A 5,084-nucleotide genomic window follows, 5' to 3' on the forward strand; every position below is an offset into this window, starting at 1 on the left:
TAAGACCAGAACAGAGTAAATCTGTTAAGGCAGGTGCGGAACCCCGCAAGGGAAAGAAGCAGAAACCTAAATCGTGAGGTTTGGGAATCGCCGTCCGTTTACGGCGGTGAGGATGTCAATAACCTGAACATTTGTATTTAATTAGGGTGAATGACTATAATTAATGATAAAGCACAGTCAGCATTGACAATGATTAGCGATCAATCCCTCCCCCCCCAAAATATTGAAGCGGAAGAATCTATCTTAGGTGGTATTTTACTAGATCCAAAAGCGTTAGGTAGAATCAGTGATTTTTTAATTCCAGAAGCTTTCTATGTGAAAACCCATCAAGATATTTATCGTGCGGCGCTTGCTTTACAAGGGAAGGGAAAACCGACGGATTTAATGACGGTTAGCAGCTGGTTACAGGATAATTATCTGCTGGAAGAAATCGGGGGAATGCCGCGATTGTTACAATTAATTGAGCGCACTGTCTCGGCTGCCAACATCGATCGCTATGCTGAATTAGTGATGGATAAATATATGCGTCGTCAGTTAATTTCCACCGGGGGAGAAATTATTGAGTTAGCCAGGGATACGACGCTAGAATTAGAAAATGTTTTCGATGAATCGGAACAAAAGATTTTTCGTCTCACCCAAAAACGACCCCAGGAGGGTTTAATTTTTCTGGGGGATACTTTAATCGAAACTTTTAACGAAATTGAGAAAATGCAGGAGACGACCACTCTACCCGGTATCGAAACTCAATTTTATGATCTCGATGCGATGACCAGTGGTTTACAACCCTCGGATTTAGTTATTATCGCGGGTAGGCCTTCCATGGGAAAAACTTCTTTTGCTCTTAATATTGCCTATAATATCGCTCAACAGAATTTACCCGTGGCTGTCTTTAGTTTGGAGATGTCCAAGGAACAATTAGCCCAACGTTTGTTATCGAATGAGGCTAAAATCGAAAGTAATCGGATTCGCTCAGGCCGTTTGGGACAAAATGATTTAGAGAAGGTTCTTGGGGGACTAGAAAAGTTATTAAATTTGCCCATATATATCGATGATAGTGCCAATTTAAGTGTAATTCAAATGCGTTCCCAAGTGCGGCGTTTACAGGCAGAAAAAAAGGGGCAAATGGGATTAGTTTTAATCGATTATCTGCAATTAATGGAAGGGGGAGGTGATAATCGCGTTCAGGAACTTTCTAAAATTACCCGCAGTCTTAAGGGTTTAGCGAGAGAAATTCATGCTCCGGTAATTGCTCTTTCTCAGTTAAGTCGCGCCGTGGAATCTCGCAATAATAAAAGACCGATGATGTCCGATTTACGCGAGTCAGGATGTTTAGCGGGTGATAGTTTAGTTGAGTTAGCCGATCCTCGTGCTAAAGTGCCAATTTGTCAGTTAGTGAATTGCTCTAATTTTACGGTTTTTGCTCTTAATGAGGAAACAATGAAATTAGAAAAAGCACTGGTAACTAAGGTCTTTTCCACAGGATTTAAGCCAGTTTTTCGATTAACAACTCGTTTAGGTCGCACGATTGGAGCTACAGCCAATCATAAATTTTTGACTGTCCACGGTTGGCAAAGATTAGATGAATTAAATATTGGTAATTATATCGCTTTACCTCGCTCTCTGAGTAATTCAGACCTAAGGTTTAATTGGGATGAAGTTATGGCAATTCAAGCGGATGGAGAGACAGAAGTGTATGATTTAACAGTAGATAAACTGCATAATTTTATTGCCAATAATATCATCGTCCATAATAGTATCGAACAGGATGCGGATTTAATTATGATGTTATACCGAGATGAATATTATAACCCCGATAGTCCCGATCGAGGTGTGGCTGAAGTAATTATTACTAAGCATCGTAATGGTCCCACCGGCACAATTAAGCTACTTTTTCAACCAGAATTTACCAAGTTTCTTAATCTTAAACAAAGTCGCTCTAATTATTAAAATGAAAGCAACTATTAATTATAAAACTCCCAATTGGCTCTTAATACTTTTGGCAATTATCCTAACTCTCAGTGTGGTTTTTCGTTTTGCGAATATCGATAAAAAAATCTATTGGCATGATGAATCCTACACCACCATTAGAACCACTGGTTATCAAGCAAAGGAAATCGCTGATACTATCTTTCAAAACCGTCTTTTATCTACCACAGAATTAGGAAAATTTCAACAACTGAAACCAGAAAGTAATGTTTTTGACACAATAAAATCTCTCGCTAAAGAAGACCCTCAACACCCACCTTTATACTTTATTATCTCTCGCTATTGGGAAAAAATATTCGGTTTTTCTTCCGTTTCTTCCCGCAGTTTAGCGATTGTTTTTAGTCTTCTCTCCCTGCCATTTATTTACTATCTATCCCTAGAATTATTTGCAGCAAAGTTAACGGCAATTTTAGCAGTAATTTTATTAGCACTCTCTCCAGTTGATATAATATTTGCTCAAATGTCCCGTCAGTATAGTCTTTTGGTTTTGTTAACGATAATCAGTCAATTACTGCTGTTAAAATGCCTCAAGAAAAGAACTATTGTTAATTGGTCTTTATACACCATCTCTAATACTCTCGGACTCTACACCCATCTCTTTTTTATTATCAACTTATTTGCTCAAGCAGCCTTTATACTTTGGTATCTTGTTATGAAACCAGAGCGAAAAAATAACTTGATATTTTTCCTGTTATCTGGGTCAACAATGATGATTTTATATATACCCTGGTTACAGGTTTTTTTGACTAACTCTCAAAGGGCCTTTAACTCCACCAGTTGGGCTGCCGTTAACTATCTCGATTGGGGATTTATCAGTAAATTATGGCTCTTAACTTTTACTTCTCCATTTAGCGATAGCGATTTTGGTTTTAATAACATCTTCACCTATATATATAGAGTAATTTTTTTAATCTTAACTATCTCTGCTTTTTATCGAGTTTCTCGCTACAATAACCCCATAGCTTTTACTTTTCTGATTACCTCAACCCTAGGGCCTTTCCTAGCTTTAGTCATTCCCGATCTAATTTTGACCACCACTAGATCAACTGTCACCCGTTATCTAATTGCGACCTTTCCCACCATCTATATAACTGTGGCTTTTTTCTTGTCACAATTGCTTAATCAAGACAAAATTTTCGGTAAAATTATCTTGACTTTTTTGTTAACTGCTAGTATAATATCGAACTTCAATAATGCTCTTTCCGAAACCAGTTGGGCAAAAGTTCCTAGTTATTGGAATGGCGAAGTTGCGAGAAAAATCAATGCTGTACCTAAGGCCATTGTTATCAGCGACGAAGGTAATGACTGGACTAACTTAGGTGATTTGCTTTCCCTGAATTATCGTCTTAATGCTGATGTACAATACTTTCTGACTACCACTAACCCCGATACCGATAAGTTAAAAGAAGTCCTAGAAATTCCCTGCGTCAACTTATTTCTTTTTCGTCCTTCCAATCGGTTATTACTGGCCCTAGATCAATTCGATATTCGTCTTGATTATTTCTATCCCTATGGTCAATTGTGGCGAGGGAAGAAATAGGCAAATATATATTTTGGGTCAATCTAGCCTGAAAGAGTTGAGCAAAGCTGGTATTATAACCAGTTAAAACCGTTAATCTTCACCTTAAAGAAATGACTTTTCTAATTCCGACCAGCACTTGGCGGCAAATTCTTAAAAAGCTCCCCATACTACTATTCTTAGTATCTTTTCTAATAGTCCTACTATTAGGCTATTTTTCTGCTGCTTTCTCTCAAAGTCGAGATCCTGATATCCGCGGTGTTTGGATCACTACCAACGATACTGCGATGCTGATGGACAGGGATAAACGACAACAGGCGATCGAGCAATTAGTTAATCTTAATTTTAATGCTATCTATCCCGTGGTCTGGAATTCCGGTTATGCTCTCTATCCCAGTGCGATCGCTCAACGGGAAGGAATACAGCCTTTTGTGCCTACGGGAGCGCAGGGACAAGATATCTTGGCAGAAATGGTGGAACAAACCCGTGGAAGGGGATTACTGGTCATTCCTTGGTTTGAATTTGGATTTATGGCTCCTCCCACCTCAGAATTAGCTTTAAAACATCAAGACTGGTTAACCCAAAAACGCGACGGGGGGACCACTTGGGTGGGGGCAGCCGGTGAGGTGGTGTGGTTGAACCCTTTCCGTCCCGAGGTGCAGAATTTTCTGCGGGAATTAGTCTTGGAAGTAGTGGGACAATACGATATTAACGGCATCCAATTCGACGATCATCTGAGTTTACCGAACGAATTCGGCTATGATCCCTATACTATCGCCCTTTATCAACAGGAAACGGAAAAAACACCTCCGGCTAACCCCCGGGATCCCGAATGGACAAAATGGCGGGCCGATAAAATCACCGCTTTTCTGGCTAATCTCAAAGAATCAATTGAGGCAATTAAACCGAATATACTGCTTTCGATCGCCCCTAATCCCTACGAATTCGCCTATAATGGTCATTTACAGGATTGGCTCGGTTGGGTGCGGCAAGGATTAGTCGATGAGTTAATCGTACAGGTTTATCGTCCCGATCTGCCCAGTTTTCTCAAGCAAATAGAGCGTCCCGAAATTCAGGAAACCCAGCAAACTATCCCCACCGGTGTGGGAGTTTTGACCGGTTTACGCAATCGACCGATTGCCCTACCCTTTATTGAAGAAAAGGTATTGGCTGCTCGTCAGCGGGGTTTAGGGGTGATTTTCTTCTTTTATGAAAGTCTCTGGCAGCAAGCTTTGGAACCTCCAGAAACCAGAAAAGCGGCAATTCAAGCGCTGTTTTCGCAACCAATCACTCCCCGTCTTCCCGTGCTGGAAAATATCCCCTTAGTTAGTACACCTGAACCTATTTACCGGCCAGGACTAACCCCCACACCTCCCCCCTTAGCACCGGACGGTATCGAAATTCCTGTTATTCCCCCTCCGGGTAGTTAATAGCAATTTTTGCCCATCAAAATTATCTAAATAGGGTTAGCTGAATAAATCTAAAAACCTTGTTGGGTAAGACTTTTAGACTTTTTGTCAATCAAAAAGTACCAGATATGGGAGTGGTCGGGGGGAAAATCCCTGGACTTTTTCCCTGA

The 5,084-nt window shown here is 40.3% G+C and carries 3 protein-coding genes; all 3 read left to right on the forward strand.

The features are described 5' to 3' along the window. The first annotated feature begins 189 nt into the window (after nt 1-189). The 3 genes from dnaB (at nt 190) to EWV68_RS08255 (ending at nt 4,935) form a co-directional block, all read left to right on the forward strand. Nucleotides 190-1,947 carry a replicative DNA helicase gene (gene dnaB, locus EWV68_RS08245; RefSeq protein ID WP_287169451.1) on the forward strand — a complete coding sequence of 586 codons (1,758 nt, stop codon included), beginning with the start codon at nt 190-192 and terminating at the stop codon, nt 1,945-1,947. 1 nt (nt 1,948) lies between these two features. Then, complete coding sequence (locus EWV68_RS08250; protein WP_287169449.1) at nt 1,949-3,526, forward strand: glycosyltransferase family 39 protein; 1,578 nt, start codon at nt 1,949-1,951, stop codon at nt 3,524-3,526. A 92-nt stretch (nt 3,527-3,618) separates the two neighbouring features. Next, nucleotides 3,619-4,935 (forward strand): family 10 glycosylhydrolase, encoded by a 1,317-nt coding sequence (locus EWV68_RS08255; RefSeq protein ID WP_287169450.1) that lies wholly within the window; start codon nt 3,619-3,621, stop codon nt 4,933-4,935. Nucleotides 4,936-5,084: the final 149 nt, after the last annotated feature.

The sequence above is a fragment of the Microcystis sp. M_QC_C_20170808_M9Col genome, assembly GCF_007095495.1.
Lineage (GTDB): Bacteria > Cyanobacteriota > Cyanobacteriia > Cyanobacteriales > Microcystaceae > Microcystis > Microcystis aeruginosa.

Bases quoted from the DNA above. Each gene is read 5' to 3' on its own strand.
- dnaB (WP_287169451.1), top strand. From the start codon at position 190: ATGATTAGCGATCAATCCCTCCCCCCCCAAAATATTGAAGCGGAAGAA.
- EWV68_RS08250 (WP_287169449.1), top strand. From the start codon at position 1,949: ATGAAAGCAACTATTAATTATAAAACTCCCAATTGGCTCTTAATACTT.
- EWV68_RS08255 (WP_287169450.1), top strand. From the start codon at position 3,619: ATGACTTTTCTAATTCCGACCAGCACTTGGCGGCAAATTCTTAAAAAG.